At 57.3% G+C, this 15,556-nt stretch carries 9 protein-coding genes; all 9 read right to left on the bottom strand.

The annotated features are described in order from the left end of the window. Positions 1-216: 216 nt before the first annotated feature. On the bottom strand, positions 217-402 hold the full coding sequence (locus WC359_12680) for a hypothetical protein (GenBank protein MFA5401295.1): 186 nt from the start codon (positions 400-402) through the stop codon (positions 217-219). A gap of 173 nt (positions 403-575) precedes the next feature. Then, positions 576-890 carry a hypothetical protein gene (locus tag WC359_12675; protein MFA5401294.1) on the bottom strand — a complete coding sequence of 105 codons (315 nt, stop codon included), beginning with the start codon at positions 888-890 and terminating at the stop codon, positions 576-578. A gap of 347 nt (positions 891-1,237) precedes the next feature. Further along, positions 1,238-1,783, bottom strand: coding sequence for a hypothetical protein (locus tag WC359_12670; protein ID MFA5401293.1), 546 nt, complete (start codon positions 1,781-1,783; stop codon positions 1,238-1,240). 45 nt (positions 1,784-1,828) lie between these two features. After that, positions 1,829-9,883, bottom strand: a complete 8,055-nt coding sequence (locus WC359_12665; protein ID MFA5401292.1) for a hypothetical protein — start codon at positions 9,881-9,883, stop codon at positions 1,829-1,831. After that, a complete protein-coding gene (locus tag WC359_12660) occupies positions 9,855-10,130 on the bottom strand; it encodes a hypothetical protein (protein ID MFA5401291.1) in 276 nt (91 codons plus the stop codon). The genes WC359_12665 and WC359_12660 overlap by 29 nt, the downstream gene beginning before the upstream one ends. 370 nt (positions 10,131-10,500) lie before the next feature. Beyond that, positions 10,501-11,691 (bottom strand): hypothetical protein, encoded by a 1,191-nt coding sequence (locus WC359_12655; protein MFA5401290.1) that lies wholly within the window; start codon positions 11,689-11,691, stop codon positions 10,501-10,503. A 1-nt stretch (position 11,692) separates the two neighbouring features. Continuing rightward, on the bottom strand, positions 11,693-13,024 hold the full coding sequence (locus WC359_12650; GenBank protein ID MFA5401289.1) for a hypothetical protein: 1,332 nt from the start codon (positions 13,022-13,024) through the stop codon (positions 11,693-11,695). After that, on the bottom strand, positions 13,024-13,647 hold the full coding sequence (locus WC359_12645) for a hypothetical protein (GenBank protein ID MFA5401288.1): 624 nt from the start codon (positions 13,645-13,647) through the stop codon (positions 13,024-13,026). The genes WC359_12650 and WC359_12645 overlap by 1 nt, the downstream gene beginning before the upstream one ends. After that, positions 13,638-15,536, bottom strand: coding sequence for a hypothetical protein (locus WC359_12640; protein MFA5401287.1), 1,899 nt, complete (start codon positions 15,534-15,536; stop codon positions 13,638-13,640). Before WC359_12640 ends, WC359_12645 begins: the two co-directional genes overlap by 10 nt. Positions 15,537-15,556 lie beyond the last annotated feature (20 nt).

The raw sequence follows: 15,556 nt of genomic DNA, 5'->3' as shown, positions 1-15,556 counted from the left end.
TTGTGCCGCCTTGCCGGCGAACTTAATCGCCGGCCACAGCCGGCGAATCCTCGGCATCGGGTTCAGCCCGATGCTGAAGCAGGCCGCCGCTATCGCGGCGACCCGATCTAAGTCTATCTTTTTCATCTTCATGAGGTTCCTCCTCGCTCTCTTTCGGGGAGCTTTCCCGTTCCCGGATTCCGCCGGGTCGCCTGCCCGCACCTCGCGGGCTGATAGTTACTCGTCCGCACAACCGCAGTACCACCGCTCACCCGCGGGGAGAAACCGCACTTTTTCGCAACAGTCGCACTCGACGGGGACGAGGCCTATTTTAGCTTTTTCTTTTTCCATTTTCGCGGCGAGGTCGTAACTCCCCTCTGCTATGAGGTTTTCGTAACTGCCATAGGTTTTTTCTGTTTTCATTTTCATTCTCCTCAGTTAGGGTTGAATCCCTCTTGTTCCCGGTTCCCGCCGGGCCGGTTGTTAAGCAAAAACCCCGCACAACTCCATAGTCATGCGGGGTTTTCCCGCGCCAGTCTTTCGGGCAGGCGTTCCGGCGACTTCTATTTTCCCGCCCTTGCGCCCGGGGCGGGGGGTTATTCAAACAACGGGAACGGACCGCCGTTCCCGCGTGTTTCTTTTTCAATGGCCCCATATAGAGCGCCATCGGCCGCCCGCACCATTGGGCGGATTTCGACCGAAATCTCGCCGGGGATTACTACTTCCCCGGCGTTCTCGATTCGGCCGCGAACAAAACAGTCGAGGCGATAATCCCCGACCTTGTTCGCCTTATCGGCGAACTTAATCGCCGGCCACAGCCGGCGAATCCTCGGCATCGGGTTCAGCCCGATGCTAAAACAGGCCGCCGCTATCGCGGCGACCCGATCTAATTCTCTCTTTTCCATCTTCATGAGGTTCCTCCTCGCTCTCTTTCGGGGGAGCTTTCCCGTCCCGGATCCCGCCGGGCCGGTCGCCGCACTCCGCGGGCTGAGAGTATATAGAGCATGATCTATGCCAACCTGCTACGGAATTAAAAAAACATTAAAACCCCAATGTTTTAACGGGTCAAGAAAAATGTGCCGGTGAAAATCCGTAGCAAGTTCGCAAAAGTTAGAAAATGAATCTAAAAAATGAGAATGGATTATCGGGTATTAGGCGGATCGGATGGATCCGACAAATCCCGTAAATTTTGCTCTTTATGAAAAAAAACATGCCGCAGAATGCCCGACGTTCGACGATCGGTAGAGGGGCCTTAGTGCTATGACCCGGATTTCGGAGAAGCTACACGGCCGCTCGGGCTGGGTGCCAGGTGCCGGAAAACTCGCCGCGCCATGCCATAAAACCACTGCCCGATTGCGGCGGCGAACAACAGGCCCGAACCAATGAGGAGTATGCCGACACCGACATAGACAATGATCGGGAATTTATTCACCGTCCAAACAAATCCTTCGATTAAAAAATAACCGCCGATCATGACAACCAAGATAGTGGAGATAACTATTATCCCAAGTTTCATCCGCTCCCACAACCGCCGGGGCAGGGGCAACACCACCAGGAGGGCACCGGCCAGAGCAGTGACCCCGAGCAACTGGATCCCGAGCTGGCGATAATCAATGGAGAAAACTCCAGCGGCATACTCTCCTATACGCACGTTTTTGGGTGGATGAAAGATCGGCGCACACACGCGCGAGACGATGATTCCAGTATCGTGCGACTTCAACCCGTCGTATAGCCGCTCCTGCCAGGGCGGGACTATGCACATGATGGCCACGGCGAACAGCCACAAAACGATTATTGTTTTCATGCTTTGGAATAAAGCATTAACCATGCCAGGAAGCAAGTAAAAAAATCACCGGGCGGACGGGGGCGCCGTGCGCATCATCTCCTGGAGGACGGCCGCCTTGCCGACACGCGACGGCTGTCGTAAAAATATCCGGGCTTCCGGAGTCTGATATGGAATCCCGGCCCCCTTCATCGCGTAATCGAAATGTGTGAAATAATAGCGGCGCAATTCATCTTCGGGCGATCCAATCAGTTGGCCGGACTGCTGATTAACTGCATAGCCATCGGTGATCTTCGCATATTCTTCCGGCGTCAGTCGGCCGCCGCGGCGTAGGCGCAATACGATCTTCTCTATATCCGTTCGGATTTGCGCCTGCTGTTGCTCAGGAGTCTGTGTTGTTCTTCGGAAGCGTTCATTGAAACCGTTATTAGAAATTTTAATGAACCCGCGCAAAACCGGAAAGCGATAAACGATCTTCTCGAATGTATCCCGCGGCAATTCGTCTGTTGTCTCGGGTTTCCACACTCCAGTCAGGGACGATCCCAACTGATTCAGGGTGAACCAGCCCATCGCTTTCAACCCCTCCAGCCCTCGTAACTTCTCCTGGTCAGTCGTCAACGCCTTCCGCATTCGGAATGTGTCGTAAGGTGTCCCGCCGGCGGCATACATCAGCCAATTCCCGAACGCGCCTGTAATCGGATTGACCCCCGGCAAATCGCCGGCCATGAATTGCGCCAGGTCGCTCAAGCGCTGACCTTGGCGTGGATCGTCCTTCACCTGGCCTGCCACGGCCGCCACACCCATCTTCAACATCAACATAAAATTCCGCTCGCTCTCGGCCATCGGCAGGGTGATATACATAACCTTGTGCTCGGCTTTGTCATAATATCCGATCGGAATACAGAAATTCCGCGCCTTGTCGAACTCCCCGGGCCCATCGTCATACTGCTGTTCCCAATCCGACGCTGGGCCTTTGCGTTTTATGCCCAATGCGCTCATCAACCTGTCCAAGCCGCCGCCGAATACCATATACAACCCGACCATAGGCAGGATGGACCGCCGAAACAGGTTGAGCCCCTGCTCCCACGGCCGCCCCTTCCAGCCGCCACCGCCGAACCATGCCCAGCTTGTTGAGCGCCAGCCCTCCTTGAACGGCCCCGGAAACATCCGCACCCATTCTAACAATCGCCCGGCATCCATGCGCTCCAAAAAATTCGGCGATCCCGCCCATGTATGCACGGCCGTCATCTTCATGCCCTCGCCCATCTCCGGGAACATCGAGTCCATGTAAAGCATTCCGTTAATCTTGCTCATGGCCTCCAGAATCTGCCCGGCATTGCCGCTGGCCGATAAAAACCGCTGGACCGCCCCGCGGTCTGATATATCCGGGACAACCATCTCGCCCCCCTTGTCAGCCGTAGCCATATAACCCTGGTGCGCCGCGATCACGACTCCCCGCCGCAACGCATCCTGGCCGATTGGATTCGGGCGTCCCGTATAAAGGCTTACGGCCGCCTTCCACGCCGGCCGCGCAAACCGGCTATACGCGCCGCCGGCCAGCGGCACCCAATTCCGCCAATCACGCGACGCGCCCGGCATCTGCTGGTTAAACGCCCGCACGTCCCGCCTCCAGGCTCGCGGCAAAAAGTTAGGATTAAACCGCGTCAAAATTGATTTTTCCGCGTTCAGTGCCAACAACATCGCGTCAGCAAACATGCCCATTTCGCTCGGATTCCCGAACGACAGCGCATCTACCAGCACCTTCGGCCCATACCAGCCTGTCAGTTTGCCGTCATGCAGAATCGTCAGCGTCCCAATCCGCTCGTTATCCACCACCTGAATTTCGCGCCGCTTCCCGGTCCATACCATCTTTGCCGGTGCCCATTCCGCCTTCCAGGGCGACTTCTCCGAAGTCAACGCCGCCACCACGCTGAACTTCATGTTTTCGCGCTCGGCTAAGGAAATTAACCGGAACATCTTATTGACCGTGGCGACATACGGACTTGCAATCGGCATGTGCGTTCCGAATTGCTTGTAAATATGGCTCGTAATCCCCATGCCATACCGCGATTGCATCATTGCTCGCAACGGGTCTGCCGGCGGCGCGCCCTTGCGTGATACCTGCCAGGTCGCGTATGCCTCGCGCCGGTCCAGCTCATCGTGCATCTCCTCGCTGAAAATCCCATATCGCCGCAACCGGTCCAGTGCCTCGTCCTTATACACCGCCCGCAAACGCGCCTGGGCTTGTTCCAGGACCGCATAGCCCGCCGGATCCCGACGCTTCATCTCCTCCAGCATCTTCCCGCTGGAATGCCGCTCAAATCCCCACGGCTGGGCCACGTCCCCGATCGCCGGCTGGTCTTCCACCACCCGCTTATGGAACAAAAACTTGTCCAAATCCATGATGGTCTTGCCAGCCTCTGATAACGGCGCCAGGACCTCATTCTGCATCCGCAAATCGGCGCCCCATTGCATCGTCTGCCGATACAAAAACCGGTCCATCCCGCTCAAGGCGCCCCACTTCAACCCTTCGTCCGTCACCTTCACCACCCGCTGCTGCAACGGGCCCAACTGACGATCCAACTGGCGCCGCACCAAGTCTTTCTTCTCCCGCCAGGTCCGCGCCTTCTGCAAATCCGCCCAGGCCTGCACGTCTTTATTGGCCTGCTTCATCTCTGCGGTCAGTATCCGATCGCGTTCCTCATACAGCCCGCTGGTCCCGATCAACTCCATGACCTTCTCATAGGCCGCCTTGAATTCCGGCTTGCGTTGCATGTAGGCGTAAAACATCGAGTAAAACGCCGGCGCCCGCTTCTGGACTGCCGCCGGATTATTCAACAGCACGCTCAATGCCTCGGCATACATCTCCGCCGGATCGCTGGCATAGTATTCCGGGATTGTCTCCGTCCCATGCCACCAGGCAATCATCGGCTTCAATTCCGCCATCAACTCATCATACGTTGCCAGCCCTTCTTCGCCCATCTTCTCCAGCACCATCTCCGTGTAAAGCTCGCTCGTCTTCGCGGCCAATTCCTTGGTGTCCGGATTCTTCCCCAACTCCGCCCGCGCCGCCGTCGCCGCCTCATTCCGCAACTCGCGCCGCACTGCCGGCGGCAGTCCCTCGTCGTCCCCGAGCTTCTTCGGGAACGACTTCTTCATGTATTTCGCCAAGCTCCCGACATGCGCGAAGATATTGCCGCGCCCCTTTACCTCCTCCAACGGCTCAAAATCGCCGGCGTGTCCGATCTCATGCGCCAGGGTCTTCAGGGCGAATACCGGCGGCATGTCCTTCCGCTCCTCCCGCGTCCGCTCCAACCAGGCGTCATATTCCGCTTTGATCTGCGCCTTGACGGCCGGATCGCTCAACGGGCCTTCGGCCGCTTCCGACAATTCCATCAGCTTCTGCGCCTTCTCGAACTTCGTTACCCGGTCATACAGGCTCGCCAGAATCTGGATCTCGCCCTGGCCCATCTTCACCCCTTTGAATAAGCCCGCCGCGCCGCGCATCCCGCCGCGCTTGACTACCGGGTATTTACCCGTCAGTGCCTTTGTCAACTGCACCATTTCCGGCAATTCTATTGGGAATACGCTGTAGCCCGGATCGTCCTCCGGCGGCAGCTTCGGCGCCGCCCGCCCGTATGCCTCGCCCGTCCCCGTCAACCCCGCCGCCACCGGCTCCGGCGGCGGCCCAGCCGGCGGCTTCGCCGCCTCCGCTTCCGCTTCCGGTGTTATCCCCGCTTGGGCTGGCATCTGGCGTCCGGCCTCTGGCATCTGCATTTCCTCCTCGGGCGCCGCCATCCGCGCCCCCGCCGCCTTGCCTTTCGCCGCAGGCGTCTCTAATTGGACGCCAGAAATTTCGCGCAATCGTTTTGCAATATGCAACATTGTCGGCAACGCATTTTCCCACCATTTCCAGTCCTTCTCCCTCTCGGCGGCGATAGTGGCACTATCCCATCGCAAACTTCTGCGATGTTCCGCAAGACTATTTAGCCATTGTTCTTTTATCTGCGCCGCGTTCTCTTGAGTAAGTGGCAGAAGAAGTTTTAATTGTCCTTTAATGGCTGGCGCATCAAATGCATTGAGGGCTTTCCGATAATGCTCTCCAAATTCTTTTTCTAACGCTTTGTGTGTTTTAGTTGAAGCCAATATATTTTCTTGGAAAGAACCCTTTAATTCATCATGCAAGGCAACATATTCTTTAACAGTCAATGGCTTTGATGCAACAATAGATGATTCAGTTACAACATCTACGTCTGGACGATCAAGAACGATATACGCCCAACGTTTCTGTCCATCAGCCGTCGTATAAGCCACTTCCTCCACTTCTGCATAAAGATTTCCTACATAAGTTCTATCGCCAAGCGGTTGCTGATAATCAATGACATATCCCTTCTTTTTAAGAGTATCAACAAATCCCGGACCTTCGCCAACATCCCTCGCCAGATTTTCCCCAACAAATCCATACTTTGATTCAAATTCTTTTCTTTTCTCGGCAAAACCAGTTTGAATATCCTGTTCTTTCCTATAACTTGAGATATACTCCTCATTAAGAGTTTGCCAAGCGGCACGGATGGCGGCATCCTGCTCTGGCGTTACTGGCCCTCCCGGTGCCAGCCCCCGCGTTCCCTCCTCCGGCATACTCGCCATAGCCGCCTCGGCGTCGGCCGGCGCCGCCATCCGCGCCCCCGCCGCCTTACCCTTCTTCTCTGGCTTCGCTTCCGCTCCACGCTCCACGCTCCTCGCTCCACGTGCTTCCTCCTCGGGCGCCGCCATCCGCGCCCCGGCCTTCTTGCCCGGCTTCACCTCCGGCTGACCTCTGACCTCTGGGGCTCTGGCCTCTGCCTTGGCCGCGGGCGCGCTCGCCCCCTGAATAATAATCGGATCGTAATTCCTTTCTTTTTCCGGGCCTAATCCGATCTTCACCCGCTCCTCGCCCACCGCCTGCAACCCATCTGCAAAATAATCCGGATTCAACTTGATCCAGGCGCCTTCTTCTCCCTCCGTCCTCATTATCATCTGGACCGTCATATTATCCGCCGGCTTCATCACCCCGCCGACTTCCACCGGCACTACGATCTGCTTCTGGTATTTCTTCTCCTCCCGCACATTCTCGATAGTTAACTGCCCGGCATCCACCGACAATTTGACCATCGGATTCTTCTTGTCAAGGAACGGCTTGATCTGCTTCAACGCATCCAAAACCTGCTTCTTATCAACCGTCCATGATACCTCCGATTGCGCGGGGATCACCTGCTTGAAATTCGGATATGTTCCTTCCACCAACCTGCCGGTAATCTCCATGTTGCCGTTTTCAACCCGAACCACGGGACTGATTGCCTCTTCACCTTTCCCAACTTTCGGTCTCTCGACTTCCACGCTCATCTGCCAGGCCGGCGCCTGGTCGTCAGCCTCCATGATCTTGCGGATGTTCGACGGCAAAACAACTCGCGCGCCAACCTTCAAGCCGCCCGTGTCGCCCGGCACAAAATGGCGCGTCAATCTGCGCCCATCCGTCGCCACGACCCAGAATCCACCCTCCCCTACTTCCAGCAATGTCCCATTCAATACGGCACGTTGTTCATCAGTGCTTTCCGCCATGCTCACTTTCTTCAAACTGTCCATGAATGCCGGGCCATCCGGAAATCCAATTATTGTCCGTTTCCCAGGCGGCAAATCACCCGGCGGCATATCCTCGGCCGTCATATCCGGCTTCCGCACAAATTCTTTGCCGACCTTCTCATAAACCCCGTCATTCAATACCGACTTCATCCGCACGACCGTCATATTTCTATTTGCCATTTGCGCCACGCCGCCCTTGACTGCCATGTGTTGCATTATCGGCAACACCGCTTTCCGGGAAATCACTTTCCCCGCCATTATGCTCAATGGCTTGGCTTTCGGGAATCCCTTGCTTTCCTTGAGCGGTGCCACCGCCGGCATCTTGGCCGCCGCAGCTGGCACCGCCGCTGGCCGTCTGATAGCCTCCTCTGCCGGTCCCTGTTTCTCTGCCCAGGCCAGCGCATCTTGCGCAGTCTGAAACCACGGCGATTCATACGGCCCGCGCATGACCTTGACCGTTCCTTCGCGCTTGCTGGCTTCCGTCATGGCCGTCCGCGTCTCGGTATCCCAGCCTAACTCGGTAATCCTTGCCATCGCCGCACCCTCTTCTCTTATCTGGGCTGGCATCTGGCGCCCGGCCTCTGGCATCGGCACTTCCGCCCCCGGCGCCGCCGGCGTTACCGCGCCGGCGGGAGTTACCGCTCCAGCCGCCAGTGCCGGTGGTAATTGTGCCTCATACGCTTCTCGCATGGATTTTACATAGGCATCTGGCGCTCCAGTCACATAACGCAACGCATCAACGGCCTTAAAGTGTTTGTCTGCTTCCGGACTCTCAAATATCAGCCAATCATGAAACTCGTTGAATGACATTTTGCGGGTATCTACCGCCCCCGGCGCCGCCTTATCAGTCTCGGCAGTTGCAGGCAACTTTGTCGTTATGGTTACTCCGGCACGGCGAGCTTGCTCTCGACCAATAGCCGCAAGCTCTGCGGATAGACGCCAATAATCTTGCGTTGGTGTGTCGCCCGCCCACCTGTTGATGGCTTCGCTTACCCGCCTATCTTCCCTGCGCAGTTCCTTGTCGGACATACCGCGAAGGCTGTCAGCGTATGGTTTGACGTTTTCCTTGGCTATGTCCCAGGGCTTGGTCGCCCCCGGCGCCGCCGGCGTTACCGCGCCAGCGGGAGTTACCGCTCCCCCGGTGATTACCGGCTCAGCCGGCGGCGCACCCTCTTCTCTTATCTGGGCTGGCATCTGGCGTCCGGCCTCTGGCGTCAATCCGCCTACCGCCCCAATCTCCGCGCCTCTCTCTCCACTCGGCTTTGGCGGTGCTTGAAGTATTCCACCTGGCGCAACCTGTCCTCCGCTTCTCCCAGGCTCCGGTATGGTCCGCCCAGGTTCCGCCCCGCCTCGCTCAACACCTTGTAGCCTCCCTTTACCTTCCTGATCATAACCCCCTCCTGTTGTTGTTGGCTTGCCCGGCATAGCCGCCCCGGCGACGACGGGCACTAATCCCTCCGCCCTCCTGGCTTCCGCTTCTGTTCCTGCCGGCATCTGGCGTCCGGCCTCTGCCGTCTGTCCTTCCGGCGCCCCACCGCGTTCCCTCAATAATTCATCGAATGCCGCCTTGTCACCATGCTTCGCCCGCCAAATCAGATCGCCCCGCTTTAACCGTTCCGCATATTCCGCTTGCGATTGCTTGGTTCTCCATTCGTTTGCCATCCTTTTAGCTTGTTTCGCGGCTTCCGCCCGTGCCGCCTGGCTCCAAGACGGCGTGGAGCGCGTCAATATGCCAAACATGAAATCCTGCATGGCCTGGACGCCCAGCAGTCCCACGGCATAAAGCGGCCAGTCTTCCGGATGCCCTTCATCCGCCGCCTTGGTATGGGCCTCTTGTAGTCCTGCCGTGTATTGCTCGACATTCAATCCGGCGTTCATCAGGATTGCCGCTGTCTTCGCTATCCAATCCTTCGGCAACTGTGACGCCACGCTCGGCACACCCATGTATGCCGCCACATCCATTGCTGATTTTAATTTCTCGTCCGGGGTGCCTGGCGTGCTGGCATAAACAGCTGACGATACTTTGGCGTTCTGTATCGCCGCGGCGCGTAGTCTACTGATGTTCCCGGTCAATTCGCCCGGCTGGGCCCCGCTGACTTTGTGCAACATAGCCAGATTTAACGCTAATGACCCGGCGCCTTCGGCTATCTGTTGCGCGACATAAGCCGGCATACCGCCTTGCTTTTGAATTTCCGCCAGCGATTCCTGGTGTGTCTCGCGCACGGCGTCCATAAACTCATTGGCAATTTGCTCGCCTTGCGCCTTGAGTTGACTTGCCCGCGATTGCTCCAACGGCCGCGTGGCTTGTGGCTGACGCCCAGCCTGGAATGCCTGCATCTGGTCTGGAAAGTTCTGCCATAGATAATCAAAGGCTTTGTCCCGAACCGCGCGCGGCAACCCCGTTATGCTCTCCGCCGTCTCCTCAAGACCTTCGACAAGCCCCGCGCCGCGTTCCGCCAACATGCCCCCCATGCTAACGGCTGACCGCGCTATGTCGCCCATTACCCCGCCTCGTTTTAATAGCGGTTCCCTGGGTGGCGGCGTTTCTGCCGGCTTGAATTCCGGCCCGCGTGTGATAGGCAACCCCATCGCCGTCCGCTCTCCCGGCGCCGCCACCAGCCCCGCCTCCGGGATCTGCGCCCCCGGTGGCGGCTCCTGGAATGGTTGCATTGGTTCCGGCGGCCGCGCCGGCATCTGTTCCGGCTGACCTCTGACCTCTGGCCTCTGATCCTCTGGCCCTCTTCCCCACCCCGGCACCTGCTCGATCAATCTCGTCCTGCCCGGCCCTACTGCTCCAGGATCAAACACAACCGCCCGCCCTGTCCCTGGCTCGACTATGGAGCTCCCCGTCCTCTGTGGCTCAATCCTTCGCCCGCCTTGCTCAATATAACTCTCCGGTGGTCTTATCTGGTCTGGCGTCTGGCGTCCGGCATCTGGCGTCCGATTTGCCGTCACCCTTCGCCCCGCCTGGTCCTCAATATAGCTTGGCGGCCGATCCGGCGAACGATCCGTCAGATCCGTCCGATCAGTCCGTTCCTCATCCAGATACGTCACCCCCGCCATGGCCGGCTTGGTCGCCTTGGCAACGACTTCTTCTTCATCAAGGTAGGTCACACTCATCAGTTCAATCTCGCCCTACGTCCGTTAATCACCACAATATCGCCTGCCACATGTCCCGCCGCCCGCGCACTGGCCTCATCCGGAAACGCCGCTGGCGCGATTACTGGTTGCCCAGCCGTCCCAATCCCTGCCTGTCCTGCCCCTGCCGCCCCTTTCGTCTTTCCACCAAACCAATCGAATAACCCACCAAGTATCCCTGTGCTTTCCGGCTTGGCCTCCACCGGCTTTGGCTCAAACCGCTTCATTAGTTCCTCTTGCTGTGTCCCAAGATTCACCCGCGATCTCCCTCCCAGCGGCGTAGCGTATGTCCGCTTCTTATATTCCGCCCACTCCGGGGAACCCTCCCCAACTCGTTGTTTGAATGCCTCCTCCGCCGCCGATGCCTTCTCCCAGGGCGTCATTCGCGCCGGCTTCCACCCTTCCGGCGTCCGCTCATAATCCTCCTCAAACCGCGCCAACTGTTCCGGTGTCGCCGTCCGCTTGAACTCCTGATAGGCCGCTTCACTTCCCGCCGCCCCCGCCATCGCCTTCGTCGCCGCCTCGCGTTTCGCCCGGGTTTGCGCCAATTCCTGCGCGAATGACGCCGGCATGCTCTCCGCCGCCCTCTGCTGGATGTGCCCCAAAATCTCCTGCCCGGCTCCAGGCAACCGCGTAATGTCCCGTTCAAACTGTTCCCGACTTGAAAACGGCCTTTGCAGGAATTCCGGCAGGTTCCGATCAAACTCCGCCTTCCGCTCCGCCAGCGCCGGATCCCCCTCAATCCCCGTAAATGCCGTCCGCGCCTCCAATAGACTCTCCCCCGGCCTCAAAGTCACCGGCCGCATCACCCCACCCCACGCCATCGGCGGTGACATTGGCATCGCCTCCCCTGCGCCGCCCGGCGGCGCGCCTTCCGTCTTCCGTCTTCCGTCTTCCGTCCCCCGTCCCACCGGCGGACCATTCAACAACTGCTCCACCATGCCCCCGCCCTGCCCCAGAGGCAATCCCGGCACTTGTCCGGGCACAACCTCTTGCGGACTCGCACCCAGCCACTTCCCTGAATATGGTCCTTGTTGTGCATTCACTTCCGGCGTCAAGAAACGATACCGGGCGTCCCCTCTCTGAAATTCCGGTATATCGCTCGTCCGTAAATAGTTGTTGAATGCCGTCCGTGTCGGCCTTAACCTCTCGTCTTCATATATGTTCGCCATATCAGCCTCCCCATGTTACCGCTCCGCCATTGTCGTCGTGCTTGCAAAACTCAAATTTCCAATCCTCAACCGGCCATTCTGACGCTATCGCTAACTGAGAATCTCGGTCTATGCCTTGCGTCCACGGAACCGGCAACGGTGGAAAATGTAACGTGCTCTCTGCATTCTCAAATCCTGCTTGCCAAACTGTATCCTCACTTATGTCATCAATCTCTAATAAGAGATTTTTACCAGCTACCAAATCACCCCCGCCGAATTGTTGCCACAACTGATAATCACCCGCTCCATCCCAATATGCCCAAATCTTGACATCATGCGGAATGTCGGCATATCCCTGATAGATCAAAAGCTTTGGGCCGTTGTGCGTATTAGTTAGTCCGTTATAGCCATCAGTTGCCCTTGAATACCAAGCGCCCAAATAACCCGTTCGGCGCGTGTAATTCCGGCATCCCCTCGTAATCGCCCAATATGCGGCCAACGTAGCATCCTCCACGGCGCCTACCGTTTCTGTCCAATCATCGCGTGCTCGTTGACATGCAATCGCGTGTAACCCCTCAACATACTCTGTTGTCCACCAGGAGGGTGCTGAAATATAATACCCGTGGTTATCGGTGTATTCCGGGTCTGAAAACCCAACCGCGCTCCCAGCATATCTTCTTGTATCTCCTATATTTGCCTTCTTCCACCTCAACACCTGCAAGATTTTATATCTATCAATCAGTAATTCTGGGTATATTCGCGTCGCCCCTTCCGGTGAACCATAAATAGGATCGCCACCAGTAATCCGCGCCGGCACAATCTGTAACTGATTTGTTACCGGATCATACCCCACACCTGCCGCCTGGAATATCGCCGTCGGATCGTCGTATGGAACAAAAAAGGGGGATGTATCTGACAGTGTTCCATAAACCGATACCGGATGTATCGGCCCCTCCACACAATAGCCTAACTGCCATATCTTGTCATCAATCGCCAACAACAATAAACTCGCCGGATAGTTGTCCATCAGGTTCGCCACATACCCGCTCACTTCATTCAACACCCCATCTGGATATGTTCGTTCCGTCCACTTGCTAATCGGCGCATACGGAATATGCTCGTCCGTCGAAAACATGGTCTCGTCAAATATCGTCGGACTCACCAGATAGCTCCCATCCGGCTGTTGTGTCGCTAAACACCGCTCAATGATGCCCTGTAGGAGCGTATACATGTCCACCGGCTTACAACGCCAATCGCCCGCCCGCTGATAAATCGGCGTCCCCGTAACATCCAAGCCCTGTATCACATGCAACCCGCTGTCCGTCGCATAAGGTAATGACAGTTGAAAATCCATTATGAATACATCCCGTCAATCTGAATCACGCCCCGATGATACGTTACCAACGGCACTATAGTCTCCGCTGTCAACGTGAAACTCTGCAATGCTTTCACGTAAGTCCCGCTTGCTGATACCGGAAAATTCGCCGCATTCGCAATCCCAAAACTGATTCCGCCAGTTGCCAGCGTATAAACCACATAGACAATCTGCCCCGTCTCCGTTATCGTGCAGGTCTGCTCCCCTGCCTCTCCAATAAAAACCGTCCCCTTAATCACCGGTCCGCCGTAGAAGATCGCCGAAAATCCGGTTATTTCCTTTATCGTAAACGCATCCGCATATTCCACGGCTGGTTCCGTTCCCCCCCCTTCCGTCCCCCAATACGCCGTCGCTGGTATCCCTGGCGCCCCTTCCCCTAATTTCAATACGCATCCAGCCTGCTTGTTCGCGCTCGTATTAGGGAAAGAATCCAGATTCCTGAACTCTGCCGGCAATTCTTCTTTGACGATCGCGCGCGCCTCGTCTGCCGTAATAAACATCTGCTTGAGGTCCGCAATAACAGCCAGGACTTCAGATAAAGGAACCATTGGCTCTTTATTGTCAGGTCTGTCTTCTGGCAAGATATTGTTTTCTATACCCATACCGGATCCAATCCTGTCGTTGTGCTCACTAAAAGATCGTTGCGTGACTGCACGTTTGCCATCCAAAGATTATTCCCTGCCTTGTAAACACGGCTTCCATGATCCACGTTCACCCCGCCAATAGCCGCGCATATTGTTGGCAGTGCCGCCGCCGCCAGCGCCGCGGTTAAATAAAATCCTATGCCGTGATATATCCGTTCTCGATAAATCCAATATGAAGTATAATAAAACCTTTTTTCCGTTGAGCTATATTGCAGGTTGTTGATCCGGTAATCGTTTCCGTATGTCACCCATGAGACTGTTCCCGCGCATGACTTCGGTATGGTCGCCGTCATTGTCCGTTTAACATAGTCATACTTGTGAAACGGATTCATGTCCCCATCTAAGGTAACATCCGCATTATCAACCGCCGCTATCTCCGGCATTGCATCGGCATTATGCCCTTTTTCCGTTGTCGCTTCAACGTCATCGCTGATTGCGGATGTGAATGACGTTGTTCGCGCTATCGCCGTGCGCTCTCTTGCTTCTGTCTTGGTGTTCCCAGCTTCCGTAGGCAGATTTATGCTTTCCTTGATTTTGCCGGCTTCATGCGTGGGTGTCCCTAATGCTGACGAATTCTCCGTATGCAGCGCTCGCGTCCCGCTCTCAAATGCGCTTTCCTCGTAACTGACTTCCACCTGGTCCTTCGGCACAATGGTCTCCACCACGTTCCGGTATTTACCCGCTTCCGTCGGCGTTGACGTGCTCCGCACGATTGTCCCCGCCGCCGCGCTCTGTGCCCCGGTCTCTGCCGCCGCCTCGGTGTGCGTTACTTTGCTGGCCGATGCCGCCGCGCTATCGTCCCCAGCCGTCGCCGTCTGGTCTTTGACGGTGATTGTCTCTACCACGTTCCGGAACTTCCCCGCTTCCGTCGGCGTTGATGTGCTCCGCACTATCGTCCCCGCCACCGCGCTCTGTGCCCCGGTCTCTGCCGCCGCCTCGGTGTGCGTTACCTTGCTGGCCGATGCCGCCGCGCTATCGTCCCCCGCCGTCGCCGTCTGGTCTTTGACCGTGATGGTCTCTACCGTATTCCGGTATTTCCCCGCTTCCGTCGGCGTTGACGTGCTCCGCACGATCGTCCCCGCCGCCGCGCTCTGCGCCCCGGCCTCCGCCGCCGCCTCGGTGTGCGTTACTTTGCTGGCCGATGCCGCCGCACTGTCATCCCCCGCCGTCGCCGTCTGGTCTTTGACCGTAATGGTCTCCACCACCGTCCGCTCATTCCCGGCCTCGGTCGGCTGGGCAGTTTGCCGGATGATCGTCCCAGCCACCGCGCTGGGCGCCGCCAATGCGGCGCCTTCGGTATGCAGAACCTTGACGGATCCCGCCGCCGCACTGTCATCCCGCGCCGTCGCCGTCTGGTCCTTCGGCGTCGTAGTCTCTTTCGTTGTCTGTTCCCGCCCAAGGTCCGTCGGCGTCGCGCCTACCCGCACAATCGTCCCGGCAACCGCCGTCCCGCTCGGGATGCTCGGATTGTAGGTGTTAATCACCCTCTGCTTCGTCCAAGCGGCACAATCCTCGTTAATCGTGATTTCCTTTGTGCCCTTGCTTAATTCCTGGTAAAGGAGCCACACTAATCCCGCCGCCCCGCTCGCCACTAACGGATTGTCATTCCCAGGCCGATACCGCACCCGGCCGGCATACCATGTCCCCGTCCGCGCCCACCTGGTCCCGGTCATCGGGCTCGCCACCGTCGTCATGGCCTTGAGATACGCAATGCACCCGTCCAGGTCATCCTGGCCCACTAACCAATACCGCCAGAACACATCTTCGCCGCGGCCCTGGTCTTCCTCCGCCTCGGATAGCCGTGCCTTATTCTCCGCTAATATCTCCGCTATGCTCGCCGCTTCCATTCTTTCTTCCCTTAAATGAT

It is taken from the genome of Dehalococcoidia bacterium, from assembly GCA_041653995.1.
Lineage (GTDB): Bacteria > Chloroflexota > Dehalococcoidia > GIF9 > UBA5629 > CAIMUM01.
Note: the sequence above shows the minus strand (reverse complement) of the source record. Positions and strands in the feature narration are given on the sequence as shown.

Bases quoted from the DNA above. Each gene is read 5' to 3' on its own strand.
- WC359_12675 (MFA5401294.1), bottom strand. From the start codon at position 890: ATGAAGATGGAAAAGAGAGAATTAGATCGGGTCGCCGCGATAGCGGCG.
- WC359_12645 (MFA5401288.1), bottom strand. From the start codon at position 13,647: ATGGGTATAGAAAACAATATCTTGCCAGAAGACAGACCTGACAATAAA.
- WC359_12670 (MFA5401293.1), bottom strand. From the start codon at position 1,783: ATGAAAACAATAATCGTTTTGTGGCTGTTCGCCGTGGCCATCATGTGC.
- WC359_12665 (MFA5401292.1), bottom strand. From the start codon at position 9,883: ATGGGCGACATAGCGCGGTCAGCCGTTAGCATGGGGGGCATGTTGGCG.
- WC359_12680 (MFA5401295.1), bottom strand. From the start codon at position 402: ATGAAAACAGAAAAAACCTATGGCAGTTACGAAAACCTCATAGCAGAG.
- WC359_12640 (MFA5401287.1), bottom strand. From the start codon at position 15,536: ATGGAAGCGGCGAGCATAGCGGAGATATTAGCGGAGAATAAGGCACGG.
- WC359_12650 (MFA5401289.1), bottom strand. From the start codon at position 13,024: ATGGATTTTCAACTGTCATTACCTTATGCGACGGACAGCGGGTTGCAT.
- WC359_12655 (MFA5401290.1), bottom strand. From the start codon at position 11,691: ATGGCGAACATATATGAAGACGAGAGGTTAAGGCCGACACGGACGGCA.